Here is a 14,521-nt window from a genome sequence, read left to right on the forward strand (position 1 = left end):
CAGCTGATGGGCGTCAGTCGTTGACGCAGGTGTTGCCGAAGGCGGGGTTCAGCAGACCGATCACGTTGACCGTGTTGCCGCAGACGTTCACCGGGATGTGCACCGGAACCTGGATGTTGTTGCCGGACGCGACACCCGGGGAGTGCACGGCGGCACCCTGGGCACCGGAGTCGGCGACAGCCAGGCCCGCGCCCGCGAGAACCAGCCCACCCGTGGCAGCCGCAGCGGCGACGACCTTCTTGATCATTGTTCCTCCTTGTTGGCAAAGCGACCCAAGCCGCGATCGCAACACCAGTAACGAGGGGGGCGGATTAGGGCTACGACCTGATGAGAGCATTCACTCTTCCCGGTCAACTCCGCACGGCCGTACGAGGGTTGAAGTGTCGTTTCAGTGGACGATTTCAGGACGCATCGAGGAACCTGTCGAGCACCCGCACGCCGAACTTCAGGCCCTCCACCGGCACCCGCTCGTCCACGCCGTGGAACATGCCGGCGAAGTCCAGCTCCGGCGGCAGCCGCAGCGGCGCGAAGCCGAAGCAGCGGATGCCGAGGTCGTCGAAGGACTTGGCGTCGGTGCCGCCGGAGAGCATGTAGGGCACGGCCCGGGCGATCGGGTCCTCGGCGCTGAGCGCGGTCTGCATGGCGTCGACGAGCTTGCCGTCGAAGTCGGTCTCCAGCGCCTTGTCGCCGTGGACGTCCTCGCGCCGCACGCGGGGGCCGAGGATGCGGTCGAGGTCGGCGAGGAACTCCTCCTCGTAGCCGGGCAGGAAGCGGCCGTCGACGTGCGCGGTGGCCTGGCCGGGGATGACGTTGACCTTGTAGCCGGCGCCGAGCATGGTCGGGGCGGCCGAGTTCCTGAGCGTGGCGCCGATCATCTTGGCGATGCCGCCGAGCTTGGCGAGGGTCTCGTCCATGTTCTCGGGGTCGAGCTCGGTGCCGAGCGCGTCGGAGAGCTCGTCGAGGAAGGACCGTACGGTCTTGGTGACCCGCACGGGCCACTTGTGGCGGCCGAGGCGGCCGACGGCCTCGCACAGCTCGGTGATGGCGTTGTCGTCGTTGGTCATCGAGCCGTGCCCGGCGGTGCCGTCCACGGTGAGCCGCATCCAGTGCATGCCCTTCTGGGCGGTCTCGACGAGGTAGAGGCGAAGCTTCTCGTTGACGGTGAAGGAGAAGCCGCCGACCTCGCCGATCGCCTCGGTGACGCCCTCGAACAGGCCGGGGTGCTTGTCGACGAGGTAGCGGGCGCCGTACGTGCCGCCCGCCTCCTCGTCGGCGAGGAAGGCGAGGACGATGTCGCGCGGGGGCTTGCGGCCGCTGCGCAGCCGGTCGCGGACGACCGCGAGGGTCATCGCGTCCATGTCCTTCATGTCGACGGCGCCGCGGCCCCACACGCAGCCGTCGGCGATCTCGCCGGAGAAGGGGTGGTGGGTCCAGTCGTCCGCGTTGGCCGGGACGACGTCGGTGTGCCCGTGGATGAGCAGGGCCGGCCGGGAGGGGTCCTCGCCCTCGATCCGGGCGACCGTGGAGGCGCGCCCCTTGTGGGACTCGATGATCTGCGGTTCGAGGCCCACCTCCGCGAGCTTCTCGGCGACGTACTCGGCCGCCGCCCGCTCACCGGGGCCGGAGTGGTCGCCGTAGTTGCTGGTGTCGATCCGGATCAGCTCGCGGCAGAGGTCGACGACCTCGTCCTCGCCGGTGACGCCGCCGGCCGTGCCCGTCTGGCTCACGCTGGTTCCTCCCGCTGTCACTGCTGGTGGTCCATCACTCGCTGGTGGTCCACTGCTGGTCTCCCTCATCCTCCACCCCGCCCGGCCGCGCCCCAAGACCGGACCCGGCCCGACACACGCCGTTCACGGTGCGCGGCCGGGCGGCCGCCGTGAGGGCGCTCACGGCCGCCGGTGATCGGGCACCCGCGAAAGCCTGGTAATGTTTACGACGTCGCCGCGGGGGAAACCCCGCACGACAGACACCTTGTCCGGGTGGCGGAATGGCAGACGCGCTAGCTTGAGGTGCTAGTGCCCTTTATCGGGCGTGGGGGTTCAAGTCCCCCCTCGGACACCAGCTGAGACCCCTGTTGACCAGGGGTCTTCTGCTTTTCTGGATGTCTTTGCGGAGGACTTCGGCGATGACCACGCGTGTGTGCCCGTGCGGGCTGCCCGAGTCGTACGACGCCTGCTGCGGGCGTTTCCACGCGGGTGCGGCGGCCGCGCCGACCGCCGAGGCGCTGATGCGGTCGCGCTACAGCGCGTTCGTGCGGCAGGACGCCGGCTATCTGCTGCGGACCTGGCATCCGCGCACCCGTCCCGCGCGTCTCGACCTCGACCCGGGGATGCGGTGGACCGGCCTCGAGATCCTGGAGACGTCCGGCGGGTCGGCCTTCCACACCTCCGGGACCGTGACCTTCCGGGCGTCGTACCGGGGCGGCTCGCTGCATGAGCGCAGCCGCTTCGAGCGGGTCGACGGGGCGTGGGTGTACGTGGACGGCGACTTCCTCGACTGAACCCGTACGGAGGGCGGTTCCTACGGCGCCAGGATGTCGAGTTCCTGGAGGGCGCCGACGGTGATCTGGCGGGTGAGTTCCTCGGCGCGGGCGGCGTCGCGCTCGCGGACGGCCTCGGCGACCTGCACATGCAGCGTGACGGCCGCGGGGTCGGGGTCCTCGAACATCACGTCGTGATGGGTGCGGCCGGCCAGGACCTCGGCGACGACGTCGCCGAGGCGGGCGAACATCTCGTTGCCGGAGGCCGTGAGGATCACACGGTGGAAGGCGACGTCGTGCAGCAGATACCCCTCCAGCTTGTGGCCGCGTGAGTTGGCGACCATGCCGAGCGCGCACTCGGTGAGCTCGGCGCACTGCTCGGCGGTGGCGTGGCGGGCGGCGAGGCCCGCGGCGACGGGTTCCACGGCGGAGCGCAGGACCGTGAGCGAGCGCAGCTGGCGCGGCCGGTCGGCGCCGGCCAGGCGCCAGCGGATGACCTGCGGGTCGTAGACGTTCCACTCGCACTCGGGCAGCACGGTCACTCCGACGCGGCGGCGGGACTCGACCAGGTGCATGGACTCCAGGACGCGGACCGCCTCGCGCATGACCGAGCGGGAGACGTCGAAGCGCTGGGCCAGTTCGTCGGTGCGCAACACGCTGCCCGGCGGGTAGTCGCCCGCGGTGATCTCGGGGCCGAGGGTGTCCAGTACACGGCCGTGCAGCCCGCGGCCCGGTGTGGTCATGCACACAGGGTACGGGGGTCATTACGGGAACAAAAAGTCAGACTTATTTGTCACAGCATCTTGAATTCGTCGTACCTATTGGGTTTCAGTAGGGCCGGCGTCGACGTCGGAAGTCGACGTCGCGTGTCGAGGAAGACAGCGAGGCAGCCATGCGTACCCCCCACGTCGTCGTGGTGATGGGCGTCGCCGGAACGGGCAAGACCACCATCGGTCCTCTGCTCGCCGCCCGGCTCGGCGTCCCCTATGCCGAGGGTGACGACTTCCATCCGCAGGCCAACATCGACAAGATGTCGGCCGGTGTCCCGCTGGACGACGGCGACAGGTGGCCCTGGCTCGACGCCATCGGCGACTGGGCCCACGGCCGGGCCGGGCTCGGCGGCGTCGTCAGCAGCTCGGCGCTGAAGCGGGCGTACCGCGACCGGCTGCGGGCGGCCGCCCCCGGCATCGTGTTCGTGCATCTCACGGGCGACCGCGCGCTGATCGAGGACCGCATGGCGCACCGGCAGGGGCACTTCATGCCGACCGCGCTGCTCGACTCGCAGTTCGCCACGCTCCAGCCGCTCCAGCCGGACGAGGCGGGCGTGGCCGTCGACGTCTCCGGAAGCCCGGAGGAGATCACCGAGCGTGCCGTGCGCGCGCTGAGCGCCCTCCCCGATCCGGCGCCCTAACTCCTCGCACCACCCCTCTCCCAACCCCCGTAACCGCAAGGAATCCCCGTGACCAGACTCAGCGTCGAGATGCTGGCAGCGGACACCGTCGAGCCGATCACCTCGGCCGGGCATGCCCAGCTGGGCATAGCCGTACTGGCGGGCATCGCCGTCATCGTCCTGCTCATCACCAAGTTCAAGCTTCATGCCTTCCTCGCGCTGACCGTCGGGTCGCTGGCGCTGGGCGCGTTCGCCGGGGCGCCGCTCGACAAGGCGATCGTCAGTTTCACCACCGGGCTCGGCTCGACCGTCGCCGGTGTGGGTGTGCTGATCGCGCTGGGCGCGATCCTCGGCAAACTGCTCGCCGACTCCGGCGGCGCCGACCAGATCGTCGACACGATCCTCGCCCGGGCCGGCGGGCGGTCGATGCCGTGGGCGATGGTGCTGATCGCCTCCGTGATCGGTCTGCCGCTGTTCTTCGAGGTCGGCGTCGTGCTGCTGATCCCGGTCGTGCTGATGGTCGCCAAGCGCGGCAACTACTCGCTGATGCGCATCGGCATCCCGGCGCTGGCCGGTCTGTCGGTGATGCACGGTCTGGTGCCGCCGCACCCCGGTCCGCTGGTCGCGATCGACGCCGTGCACGCCAACCTCGGTGTGACGCTGGCGCTCGGCGTGCTCGTCGCGATCCCGACGGTGATCATCGCCGGTCCGCTGTTCTCCAAGGTCGCCGCGCGCTGGGTGGACGTGCCCGCCCCGGACCGCATGATCCCGCAGCGCGCCTCGGACGAGCTGGAGCGCCGTCCCGGCTTCGGTGCCACGCTGGCGACGATCCTGCTGCCGGTCGTGCTGATGCTGTCCAAGGCGCTGGTCGACATCGTGGTGGACGACCCGGAGCAGACGGTGCAGCGCGTCTTCGACGTGATCGGCTCGCCGCTGATCGCACTGCTGGCCGCGGTGCTGCTGGGCTTCTTCACCCTGGGCCGGCCGGCCGGGTTCACCAAGGAGCGGCTGCAGCAGACCGTCGAGAAGGGGCTCGCGCCGATCGCGGGCATCCTGCTGATCGTCGGCGCGGGCGGCGGATTCAAGCAGACGCTGATCGACTCCGGCGTGGGGCAGATGGTCCTGGAGATCTCCGAGGACTGGTCGATCCCGGCGCTGCTGCTGGCCTGGCTGATCGCCGTGGCGATCCGGCTCGCGACCGGTTCGGCGACCGTGGCGACCGTCTCGGCGGCCGGTCTGGTCGCGCCCCTGGCGGCCGACATGTCGACCACCCACGCCGCCCTGCTGGTCCTGGCCATCGGCGCCGGCTCCCTCTTCTTCAGCCATGTCAACGACGCCGGATTCTGGCTGGTGAAGGAGTACTTCGGGCTGAAGGTCGGGCAGACCATCAAGACCTGGTCGCTGATGGAGACGATCATCTCCGTGGTCGCCGGTGGTGTGGTGCTGCTGTTGTCGCTGGTCATCTAGCGGCCGTCAGCGGCCGGACACGGGACAGCCGCCGGACTCCCCCGAAGGGGTCCGGCGGCTGTCCCGCGTCCGTGTCAGGGGCGCCACAGCGGGTGTTCGCGTTCCGCCCACTCCCGGCTCACCCGTCCGGTGCGCAGGCCGCGGCGGGCCTCCGGGTCGGCGAGGGCCATGCCGATGTGACCGGCGAGGACGACGCCGACGGTGAGGGCGAGCCAGTCGTGGACGAAGGTGGCGCTCGTGCGCCAGCGCAGCGGGGTGAGGTGCGTGAACCACATCAGCAGGCCGGTGCCGAGCATCACCAGGGTCGCCCCGGCGATCCAGGCGGCGTAGATCTTCTGGCCGGCGTTGAACTTGCCCGCCGGGCGGGAGGCGGCCCGCTTGTCGCGGCGCAGGGCGGCGCGCAGCCAGACGCGGTCGTGCGGGCCGAAGCGGTTGAGGAAGCGCAGGTCGGTGCGGAAGGCGCGGGAGGCGAGTCCGGCCAGGACGGGCAGGGGCAGGGCGAGGCCGGCCCACTCGTGGACCCGCACCACCAGCTCGCGCCGGCCGACGAGCTGGGCGAGCTCGGGGATGTAGAGACAGGCCGCCGTCAGCACGCAGACGCCCATCAGCGCGGCCGTGGTGCGGTGGACCCAGCGCTCGGCCGGGGTGAAGCGCCGCAGCCGGGTGTCCGGGGCGCGGGTGTCAGGTCGTAGGGGCATCGTCGCGTCCGTTCGAGCGGCCGACCCATGCGTCGACGTCGTAGCCGCGTTCCTCCCAGTAGCCGGGGCGGACGCGGTCGGTGAGCGTGATGCCGGAGAGCCACTTGGCGGACTTGTAGAAGTACATGGGCGCCACGTACAGGCGGACGGGGCCGCCGTGCGCGTGGCCGAGGTCCTCGTCCTGCATGCGCAGCGCGAGCAGGACGTCGGCGCGGCGGGCCTGGTCGAGGGTGAGGCTCTCGCTGTACGCCCCGTCGAAGCAGGTGAAGCGCACCGCCGCGGCCTCCCGGCGTACGCCCGCCGCGTCCAGCAGCCGGGACAGGCGGACCCCTTCGAACGGCGTGCCGGGGACCCGCCAGCCGGTGACGCACTGGACGTCCCGTACGAGCCGGGTCTGGGGCATCGCCCGGAGGTCGGACAGGGTGTAGGTGGCGGGGCGGTCGACCAGGCCGTCGATGGTGAGGCGGTAGTCCTGGGGGGACTTGCGGGGGACGGAGGAGACGACCGAGTAGTAGCGGAAGCCACCGCCGTTGGGCAGCAGGCGGCTCAGCCCGGTGGGGTCCTTGTCGGCCGCGCTGCCGAGGAAGTCCTCCAGGGCGCGTTGCAGCGGGGGCGCGGCGACGACGCCGAGGGCGCCCAGGCCGAGGGTGCCGAGGAAGACACGGCGCCCGACGGGCCTGCCGAGCGGTTCGTGCTCGGCGGGGGTCGTCGGATCCTGCCGTTCGGGGCGTTCGGGGTTCACCCCCTCATTCGAGCACCCGCGCTCCTGGTCGTACCAGGGGTGCGCGGGTGTCGTCAGACTTCGGTAAGGCCGGCTCAGTCGGTGGACTCGGCGGCCTTCTCCAGCTGGAACGCCTCGTTGCCCAGGCCGATGCGGGCGTGGGCCTCGGGGGCGCGGGAGCGCAGGAGGAGGCCGTGGGCGAGGCCGGCGAGGAGGGCGAGGGCGATGATGCCGGGGAGGATCCAGCTCAGTGAGGAGCCGGGTCCCGCGCCGATGAGGACGTCGATGTCCTTGATGGTGTACACGGCGATGACCAGCAGGGCGAGGCCGGCGACGGTCGAGGCGACGAGTCGCCAGGCCTGCGCGGAGGCGGCGCCGCGGCGGACGAAGAAGGCGACGACGGAGAAGGAGGCCGTCGCCATCAGCAGGATCACGCCGAGGGCGCCGGTGTTGCCGCCCCAGGTGAACAGGTGCAGGACGGGCGCGGTCGGGTCGCCGGCCGGCGCGTCGTCGGCGAGGGCGAAGCCGGCCACGACCACCAGGGAGACGACGGTCTGGAGCAGCGAGCCGGTGCCGGGTGCGCCGCTGCTGCCGGTGGTGCGGCCGAAGGCGGCCGGGAGCAGGCCCTCGCGGCCCATGGCGAAGGCGTAGCGGGCGACGACGTTGTGGAAGCTGAGCAGCGCGGCGAACATGCCGGTCACGAACAGGACGTGCATGACGTCGGTGAAGGTCTCGCCGAGCCGGGACTCGCTGAGGAAGAACAGCAGCCCGGCGCTCTGCTCCTGTGCCGTGGGCACGATCTGGGAGGGGCCGGCGGCGACGGTCAGCGCCCAGGAGCTCAGGGCGAAGAAGACGGCGACGAAGCCGACGGCGAGGAACATCACGCGCGGCACGAGGACGTGCGGGCGGCTGGTCTCCTCGGCGTAGACGGGGGCCTGCTCGAAGCCGGTGAACGCGGCGATGCAGAAGCACAGCGCGGTGCCCACGCCCGCCCCGGTGAGCGTGTCGGGGTTGAAGGCGTGCAGGGACAGGCCCTCGGCGCCCGGGTCGCCGACGGCGGCGATGTCGAAGATCAGGACGAGGGCCAGCTCGATCAGCAGCAGCACGCCCAGCAGGCGGGCGTTGACGTCGATCTTCAGCCAGCCGAGCGCGCCGACGACCGCGACCGCGAGCAGCGCCGGTATCCACCAGGCCACCTCGGCCTCGGCGTAGGTGGCGAGCAGGCCGGAGACCTCGAAGCCGAAGATGCCGTAGATGCCGACCTGGAGGGCGCTGTAGGAGACGAGGGCGACGAAGGATGCGCCCGCGCCCGCGGTGCCGCCCAGGCCGCGGGAGATGTAGGCGTAGAAGGCGCCCGCGTTGTGGACGTGCCGGCTCATCTCGGCGTAGCCCACGCTGAACAGCACCAGCGTCACGCCGAGGACGACGAAGAGCAGCGGCTGGCCGACGATGCCCATCACCGCGAATGCTGTGGGCATGACACCCGCGACGACCATGAGGGGCGCGGTGGCGGCGAGGACGGACAGCAGCAGTCCGCCGGTGCCGAGGCGGTCGGCGCGCAGCGCGCGCTCCTGGCCCTTGAAGGTGCTGATGCCGTCGGCGGTGCCGGAGGCGGTGGTTCTCGAACTGCCCGTTGTCATCGGGGGTGCGTCCTTTCGGGGACCTGGGGACTGTTCGCGGGACCGGTCCGTGGGGGTGTCCGGGTGGTTCAGCCCGTGCCGAGCGCGCCGGCACGCGCGGCGTGGAAGGCGGCGTACGGGTCGCGGTCGGGGTAGGACCACGGCTGCGGGGTGATGTGCTCGCCGATGCGGTGGAACAGCGCGGCCGCCTCGGCGCCCCGGCCCTCGCAGGACTTGGCGTGGGCCAGGAAGTTCAGGTCGATCAGGCGGCGCGGGTGGTCCTCGTGCTCCCACTCCAGCCACCAGTCGAAGGCGGTCTTCATCACCTGCCGGGCCCGGCGGCCCACCCAGTGGCCGGAGGCGACCGGGTCGGCGTCCTCGTGGCCGGCGGCGGCGAGGACGCGGTAGCGCTCGGCGTGTGCGACGACCGGGAGCATGGCGAGCGGGGAGTCGGCGGGTGCCTGCTCGGCGGCCCAGTTGGCGAAGTCGTAGACCTCGTGCAGCGGGTCGGGGCCGTCCTGGGCGCGGACCTCGGCGAGCAGGGCGACCATCAGGTGATGGGCGTGGTGGTGCTCGGGGTGCCGGTGGCGGATCTCGTCGAAGACGCGCCCGGCCTCCTGGTCGCCGCCCTGGTCGCGTTCCAGCAGCAGCAGGCCGAGCCAGGGGGTGGGGTCGGCCGGCACCAGGTCGGCGGCGGCCCGGCAGGCCTCGCGGGCCCGCTCGGGCTTCTCCTTGCCGTGCAGGACGCGGAGCACCAGGGACAGGGCGAGCAGCACGGCGGCGTCCGCGGACTCGGGTTCGGCGAGCCGCCACTCGCGGGCCCAGGCGGCGCTGTACTTCTCCATCGCCAGGACGGTGACGCGGTGGCCCCGGCGGTCCCAGTCGTCACCCGTGTGGGCGAGCAGCGAGCGCGCGGCCTGCCAGCGGCCCTGGGAGAGCGCGGCACGCGCGGCCGCGAGGTCGGTGTCGTCGAGTGCCGCGTCGAACGTCTGGGCCGAGCGCTTGCGGCCGCGGCCCAGGGGAGGCGGGGGTGGTGACACCGAGGGGGACTTCCTGGAGACGAAAATGCGGAATGTCGGAAATTGGTGCGTTGTGTCGGTTGATGGCCCACTATGTCAGTGCGGTCATCATCCGATCACGCACAGCCAACCTGGAGCCAATAGTCATCGTCAAGTGGCACCAGAGGAGTGACACCTGTCAACTCCTGAAACCGGTGGGACAGTTGTGACATGTGGGACCGGGGCGAGGGTGAAATTCCGACGGAATCCCCCAGCGGCGGCGTGTGACGTACGCCATAGCGCGCTGCGAGACGGCAGCGGACGATGGCCGTCCGGGAGCACACCGCCTCCCGGGGTCTCTACCGAGGTACGAACAGCGTGTCGGTTCTCGTCCTGCTCCTCGCCGTCGGTGCCGCCTGCTGTCTGGGCTTCGGGTTCGTCCTGCAGCAGCAGGCCGCCCAGCGGGCGCCGCTCGGTGACTTCCTCTCCCCCCGGCTGCTGCTCGACCTGATGCGGGTGCCGCGCTGGCTGGGCGGCATCGCCCTGATGGTCGTCGGCATGGCGCTCGGCGCGGTCGCCCTCGGCCAGGGCGAGATCTCCTTCGTGGAGCCGCTGCTGGCGACCAACCTGCTCTTCGCCCTCGCCCTGTCCCGGCGCAGCAGCCGGCAGCCGCTCGGCCGCCAGGGCTGGGCGGGCCTGGCGCTGCTCGCGGGCGGGGTGACCGCGTTCATCGTCGCCGGGGAGCCCCGCGGCGGCAGCGTCGTCGCCGACCCGCTGCGGCCCTGGCTGATCATCGGCCCGATGATCGGGCTCGCCCTGCTCCTCACGGCGTACGCCAAGCGCACCCGGCTCGGCTCCGCCCCGCTGCTGCTGGCCCTGGCCGCCGGACTGCTCTACGGCGTCCAGGACGCCCTCACCCGCGTCAGCGGGGAGCGCTTCTCCGCCGGCGGCTTCGCCGAGCTGCTGACCGGCTGGCAGCCCTACGCCGTCCTGCTGCTCGGGATCAGCGGCCTGCTGCTGGTGCAGAGCGCCTTCGAGACGGCCTCCCTGCGCGCCTCGCTGCCCGCCCTGACCGCAGCCCAGCCGCTGGCCGGCATCATCTGCGGCGTCGGCTTCCTCGGCGACCGGCTGCGCACCGACACGGGCGCCCTCGCCTGGGAGGCCGCGGGCCTCGCCGCGGTGGTCACGGGCATCGTCCTGCTGGGGATGCACCCGGCGATGCCGGCGGGGGCCGCCGTTCCCCGCCGGGTCGCGCTGCAGCAGACCTGACCCGGGGCACCCGGGCCCCGGCCTGATTGGATGCCCGCATGAGCGCAGACGAGATCCTCGACGTCGTCGACGAGCACGACCAGGTCATCGGCCGACTCCCCCGCCGCGAGGTCTACGCCGGCGGCCACCGCCACCGCTGTGTGTTCATCCGGGCCAAGGACGCCGAGGGCCGCGTCTTCGTGCACCGCCGGACGGCGACGAAGCTGGTCTTCCCCTCCCTCTACGACATGTTCGTCGGCGGGGTCGTCGGCGCGGGCGAGTCCTACGACGACGCGGCCCTGCGCGAGGCGGAGGAGGAGCTCGGCGTGAGCGGCCTGCCGAAGCCGGACTTCCTCTTCAAGTTCCTCTACGACGACGGGGCCGGAAACAGCTGGTGGTCGGCCGTCTACGAGGTCCGCTGCGACCTCCCGGTGCGGCCGCAGGCCGAGGAGGTCGCCTGGCACACGTTCCTCACCGAGGACGAGCTGCGCAGCCGGCTCCCCGAGTGGGAGTGGGTGCCGGACGGCCTGGCGGCCTACGAGAGGCTCCTCGGCCACCGCTCCGGATAAGGTCCCCACATGATCGGACTCGTGCGCAACGTGCGGACCTGGTTCGCACCCGACCGCATCCGGGCGGAGGGCGACACACCCGACTACCGTTTCTCGCTGGCCAACGAGCGGACCTTCCTGGCCTGGCTGCGCACCGCGCTCGCGCTGATCGGCGGCGGGTTCGCGGTGGACCAGTTCCTGCCGGACCTCCGCTGGGGCTGGCGCGTCGGCCTCGCCCTCGCGCTGCTCGCGGCGGGCGTGCTGTCCTCCCTGCGCGCGGTGAACCACTGGACGCGCTGCGAGCAGGCCATGCGCCGCGGCGAGGACCTGCCCATGTCCCGCTTCCCGGCGCTGCTGAGCCTGGTCGTGGCGGTCGTGGCGATCGCGATGGTGTTCGTCGTGCTCGTCGGGTGGGACGGGTGAGCCGGCCGCCCGAGACGCGCGACCCGGGACTCCAGCCCGAGCGCACCCGGCTGGCCTGGCGCCGTACGACACTCGCCTGCACGGTCGCCGCCGTGCTCGCCGTCCGCACCACCCTGCGCGCCGGCCTCTCCGTCCCGTCGGCCCTCGCCTGCGCCCTGTGCTGCCTGCTCTGGCTGGGCTTCCTCCTGGTCGCCCACCACCGCATCCGCGCCCTGAGCAGCCCCGGCCGTCCCCGCCCCCTCACCGCCCGCCAGGCCACCACGGCGACGCTGTGCACGGTGGCCCTGGCGGTGTGCGCGACGGCACTGGTCTTCTGAAGCCGTCGGGGGCCGCGGCCTGCGCGACCTGCTGGGCGCGCCGGCTGCGGACCGGGGGCCTGCGGTCCTCGGCGCGGGCGGCACGGGCCTGAAACCCGCCCTTCCGGCCCGGCGGGCTACTCCCCCGGGAGTCGGCGGCCTATCGTGGGCCCGATCACGTTCGTCCGTCGCACTGGACGACATACCGACCGGTCGGCATCATGAGTCGCATCCTGTTCATAGGCATGTAGGAGCGACGATGGCATCCGACCACCCGCCAGGGCTCGACCTCGACCGGCTGCGCGGTCTGTTCGACCGGGAGCGGCCCGGTCTCGTGCAGGGGCCGCTGAGCGGCCGGCTGATCGAGGGCGGGCGGTCGAACCTGACGTACGAGGTCTCCGACGGTTCGGTGAAGTGGGTCGTACGGCGGCCTCCGCTCGGGCATGTCCTGGCCACCGCGCACGACATGAAGCGCGAGCACCGGGTGATCAGCGCGCTGCACCCGACGAGCGTGCCGGTGCCGACGCCGGTGCTGCTGTGCGAGGACGAGGAGGTGCTGGGGGCGCCGTTCTACGTCATGGAGTTCGTGGCCGGCACCCCGTACCGCACCGCCGAGCAGCTCGCCCCGCTCGGCCCGGAGCGCACCCGGGACGCGGTGCTGTCGCTGGTGGACACCCTCGTGGAGCTGCACGCGGTCGACCCGGCGGCGGTCGGGCTCGGCGACTTCGGGCGGCCCGAGGGGTTCCTGGACCGGCAGCTGCGCCGCTGGGGCAAGCAGCTGGACGCCTCCCGCAACCGCGACCTCGCCGGCATCGACGAGCTGCACGCCGCGCTCGGCCGGGAGCTGCCCGCCTCCCCCGCGCCGACCGTCGTGCACGGCGACTACCGGCTGGACAACGTACTGATCGGCGACGACGACCGGATCAGGGCGATCCTCGACTGGGAGATGTCGACCCTCGGCGATCCGCTGACCGACCTCGGGCTGCTGGTGATGTACAGCGAGCCTCTGAACCTGCCCGACTCGCCCGTGAGCACCACCGCCACGGCCGCCGGGCACCCCTCCCCCGCCGAGCTGATCGAGCGGTACGCCGCCCGCTCGGGCCGGGACGTCTCGGCCGTCTCCTGGTACACGGCGTTCGCCTGGTTCAAGCTCGCCGTGATCCTCGAGGGCATCCACTACCGCTACACGCTGGGCCAGACGGTCGGCCGCGGTTTCGACCGCATCGGCGATCTGGTGCCGGTCTTCATCGAGCACGGTCTGACCACTCTTCAGGAAGGCTGACGACATGGACTTCGCGTTCGACGCGCGCACGGAGGAACTGCGCGCCAAACTGCTGGCCTTCATGGACGAGTACGTCTACCCGGCCGAGGCGGTCGCCGAGGAGCAGCGTGCCGCGCTGGCCTCGCCGTGGGACACCCCGGCCGTGGTCGAGGAGCTGAAGGCGGAGGCGCGCAGGCAGGGGCTGTGGAACCTGTTCCTGCCGGACACCGAGTACGGTGCCGGGCTGACGAACCTCCAGTACGCGCCGCTCGCCGAGATCACGGGCCGCTCCCCGCAGCTCGCGCCGACCGCGCTGAACTGCGCCGCGCCGGACACCGGCAACATGGAGGTGCTGCACCAGTTCGGCGACGAGCGGCAGAAGAAGCAGTGGCTGGAGCCGCTGCTGGCCGGTGAGATCCGCTCGGCGTTCGCGATGACCGAGCCGGACGTGGCCTCCTCCGACGCCACCAACATCACCACCCATATCGAGCGGGACGGCGACGAGTACGTCATCACCGGCCGCAAGTGGTACATCTCCGGCGCGATGAACCCGGACTGCGCGATCTTCATCGTGATGGGCAAGACCGACCCGGACGGGCCGGACATCCGCCGCCAGCAGTCGATGGTGCTCGTCCCGCGCGACACCCCCGGTGTCACCGTCAAGCGCGCCATGCAGGTCTTCGGCTACGAGGACCACTACCACGGCGGCCACGCCGAGGTGATCTTCGACCGGGTGCGGGTGCCGGTGTCCAACCTGATCGGCGAGGAGGGCGGCGGCTTCGCCATCGCGCAGGCCCGGCTCGGCCCGGGCCGCATCCACCACTGCATGCGCCTGATCGGCATGGCGGAGCGTGCGATCGAGCTGATGTGCAGGCGCGCGGTGTCCCGTACGGCGTTCGGCAAGGCGCTGGCGCAGCAGGGCGTGGTGCACAACTGGATCGCCGACGCGCGGGTGACGGTCGAGCAGCTGCGGCTGCTGGTGCTGAAGACGGCCTGGCTGATGGACACCGTGGGCAACCGGGGCGCCCACGCGGAGATCCAGGCCATCAAGATCGCCACGCCCCGCGCGGTGGTCGACATCATCGACCGGGCGATCCAGCTGCACGGCGCGGGCGGGGTGAGCCAGGACTTCCCGCTGGCCGAGCTGTACGCGGCCGCGCGGACGCTGATGATCGCGGACGGCCCCGACGAGGTGCACCAGCGGTCGCTGGGGCGGCGGGAGCTGAAGAAGTACCTGTGAGGTCATGTGTGAGGGGGGGGGCCCCCCCGGGGGGGCCCCCCCCCCCCCCCGGGGAGCGGCGCAGACCGCAACCACGAGCGGGCCCACGACTACGTGGGGCGGCGCGTCGGGCCACGCCGGCCCCCCCCGCAGG

16 protein-coding genes and 1 tRNA gene are annotated in these 14,521 nt (G+C 71.9%); 10 read left to right on the forward strand and 7 right to left on the reverse strand.

Going from position 1 to position 14,521, the window contains the following annotated elements; all coding sequences use genetic code 11:
* Positions 1 to 13 precede the first annotated feature (13 nt).
* Together chpH and ACIGXJ_RS23860 are read right to left on the reverse strand one after the other, a co-directional pair.
* Positions 14 to 247, reverse strand: coding sequence for a chaplin ChpH (chpH, locus tag ACIGXJ_RS23855; protein WP_399648779.1), 234 nt, complete (start codon positions 245 to 247; stop codon positions 14 to 16).
* Positions 248 to 401: 154 nt separating this feature from the next.
* Complete coding sequence (locus ACIGXJ_RS23860) at positions 402 to 1,727, reverse strand: M20/M25/M40 family metallo-hydrolase (protein ID WP_399648782.1); 1,326 nt, start codon at positions 1,725 to 1,727, stop codon at positions 402 to 404.
* Between the two features lie 246 nt (positions 1,728 to 1,973).
* Between ACIGXJ_RS23860 and ACIGXJ_RS23865 the strand changes: the two genes are divergently transcribed.
* A tRNA-Leu gene (locus ACIGXJ_RS23865) sits at positions 1,974 to 2,061 on the forward strand.
* 64 nt (positions 2,062 to 2,125) lie between these two features.
* Positions 2,126 to 2,500: a YchJ family protein gene (locus ACIGXJ_RS23870; protein WP_399648784.1), complete on the forward strand. Its 375-nt coding sequence runs from the start codon at positions 2,126 to 2,128 to the stop codon at positions 2,498 to 2,500.
* Positions 2,501 to 2,520: 20 nt separating this feature from the next.
* Here ACIGXJ_RS23870 and ACIGXJ_RS23875 read toward each other — a convergent pair whose 3' ends face one another.
* Positions 2,521 to 3,222: a FadR/GntR family transcriptional regulator gene (locus ACIGXJ_RS23875; RefSeq protein WP_399648786.1), complete on the reverse strand. Its 702-nt coding sequence runs from the start codon at positions 3,220 to 3,222 to the stop codon at positions 2,521 to 2,523.
* A gap of 149 nt (positions 3,223 to 3,371) precedes the next feature.
* Between ACIGXJ_RS23875 and ACIGXJ_RS23880 the strand changes: the two genes are divergently transcribed.
* Both ACIGXJ_RS23880 and ACIGXJ_RS23885 read left to right on the forward strand, forming a co-directional pair.
* Entirely contained in the window at positions 3,372 to 3,890 is a 519-nt protein-coding gene (locus tag ACIGXJ_RS23880; protein WP_399648788.1) for a gluconokinase, read from the forward strand.
* Positions 3,891 to 3,938: 48 nt separating this feature from the next.
* A complete protein-coding gene (locus tag ACIGXJ_RS23885; protein WP_399648790.1) occupies positions 3,939 to 5,336 on the forward strand; it encodes a gluconate:H+ symporter in 1,398 nt (465 codons plus the stop codon).
* A gap of 74 nt (positions 5,337 to 5,410) precedes the next feature.
* Here the strand turns inward: ACIGXJ_RS23885 and ACIGXJ_RS23890 are convergent, their stop codons facing one another.
* The 4 genes from ACIGXJ_RS23890 to ACIGXJ_RS23905 form a co-directional block, all read right to left on the reverse strand.
* On the reverse strand, positions 5,411 to 6,034 hold the full coding sequence (locus tag ACIGXJ_RS23890; protein ID WP_399648792.1) for a cytochrome b/b6 domain-containing protein: 624 nt from the start codon (positions 6,032 to 6,034) through the stop codon (positions 5,411 to 5,413).
* The gene (locus tag ACIGXJ_RS23895) at positions 6,018 to 6,776 is read right to left on the reverse strand and encodes a molybdopterin-dependent oxidoreductase (RefSeq protein ID WP_399648794.1); all 759 of its coding nucleotides are present in this window, start codon (positions 6,774 to 6,776) and stop codon (positions 6,018 to 6,020) included. The genes ACIGXJ_RS23890 and ACIGXJ_RS23895 overlap by 17 nt, the downstream gene beginning before the upstream one ends.
* A gap of 74 nt (positions 6,777 to 6,850) precedes the next feature.
* Positions 6,851 to 8,395, reverse strand: coding sequence for an APC family permease (locus ACIGXJ_RS23900; RefSeq protein ID WP_399648796.1), 1,545 nt, complete (start codon positions 8,393 to 8,395; stop codon positions 6,851 to 6,853).
* A gap of 68 nt (positions 8,396 to 8,463) precedes the next feature.
* Positions 8,464 to 9,414 carry a hypothetical protein gene (locus ACIGXJ_RS23905; RefSeq protein ID WP_399648799.1) on the reverse strand — a complete coding sequence of 317 codons (951 nt, stop codon included), beginning with the start codon at positions 9,412 to 9,414 and terminating at the stop codon, positions 8,464 to 8,466.
* A 336-nt stretch (positions 9,415 to 9,750) separates the two neighbouring features.
* On the opposite strand from ACIGXJ_RS23905, the gene ACIGXJ_RS23910 reads away from it, so the two are divergent.
* The 6 genes from ACIGXJ_RS23910 (at position 9,751) to ACIGXJ_RS23935 (ending at position 14,388) form a co-directional block, all read left to right on the forward strand.
* Complete coding sequence (locus ACIGXJ_RS23910) at positions 9,751 to 10,641, forward strand: DMT family transporter (RefSeq protein ID WP_399648801.1); 891 nt, start codon at positions 9,751 to 9,753, stop codon at positions 10,639 to 10,641.
* A gap of 38 nt (positions 10,642 to 10,679) precedes the next feature.
* Positions 10,680 to 11,189, forward strand: coding sequence for an NUDIX hydrolase (locus ACIGXJ_RS23915; protein WP_399648804.1), 510 nt, complete (start codon positions 10,680 to 10,682; stop codon positions 11,187 to 11,189).
* A gap of 9 nt (positions 11,190 to 11,198) precedes the next feature.
* Complete coding sequence (locus tag ACIGXJ_RS23920; protein WP_399648806.1) at positions 11,199 to 11,591, forward strand: YidH family protein; 393 nt, start codon at positions 11,199 to 11,201, stop codon at positions 11,589 to 11,591.
* On the forward strand, positions 11,588 to 11,908 hold the full coding sequence (locus ACIGXJ_RS23925) for a DUF202 domain-containing protein (protein ID WP_399648809.1): 321 nt from the start codon (positions 11,588 to 11,590) through the stop codon (positions 11,906 to 11,908). The genes ACIGXJ_RS23920 and ACIGXJ_RS23925 overlap by 4 nt, the downstream gene beginning before the upstream one ends.
* A gap of 238 nt (positions 11,909 to 12,146) precedes the next feature.
* Complete coding sequence (locus ACIGXJ_RS23930) at positions 12,147 to 13,169, forward strand: phosphotransferase family protein (RefSeq protein ID WP_399648811.1); 1,023 nt, start codon at positions 12,147 to 12,149, stop codon at positions 13,167 to 13,169.
* 4 nt (positions 13,170 to 13,173) lie between these two features.
* Complete coding sequence (locus ACIGXJ_RS23935; protein ID WP_399648814.1) at positions 13,174 to 14,388, forward strand: acyl-CoA dehydrogenase family protein; 1,215 nt, start codon at positions 13,174 to 13,176, stop codon at positions 14,386 to 14,388.
* Positions 14,389 to 14,521 lie beyond the last annotated feature (133 nt).

The sequence above is a fragment of the Streptomyces sp. NPDC053367 genome (genome assembly GCF_044545925.1).
Classification (GTDB): domain Bacteria; phylum Actinomycetota; class Actinomycetes; order Streptomycetales; family Streptomycetaceae; genus Streptomyces.